Source organism: Bacillus sp. CR71, from assembly GCF_003429245.1.
Classification (GTDB): Bacteria; Bacillota; Bacilli; order Bacillales; family Bacillaceae_G; genus Bacillus_A; species Bacillus_A thuringiensis_S.
Map to the genome: position 1 here is coordinate 5,914,290 of NZ_CP031748.1, position 221 is coordinate 5,914,510.

Genomic DNA, 221 nt, shown 5'->3' on the forward strand with positions numbered 1-221 from the left:
CCGGTAGCACCCGCAGGTCCTTGAGCGCCTGTATTGCCGGTAGCGCCTGTGTTACCTTGAGGCCCCTGAGGTCCAGTAGCGCCGGTAGCACCCGCAGGTCCTTGAGCGCCTGTATTGCCGGTAGCGCCTGTGTTACCTTGAGGCCCCTGAGGTCCAGTAGCGCCGGTAGCACCCGCAGGTCCTTGAGCGCCTGTATTGCCGGTAGCGCCTGTGTTACCTTG

Annotated in this window: 1 pseudogene; it reads right to left on the reverse strand. The window is 63.8% G+C overall.

From position 1 onward, the window contains the following. Positions 1 to 221: pseudogene (locus DOS87_RS29855) on the reverse strand (collagen-like protein); the annotation flags it as partial.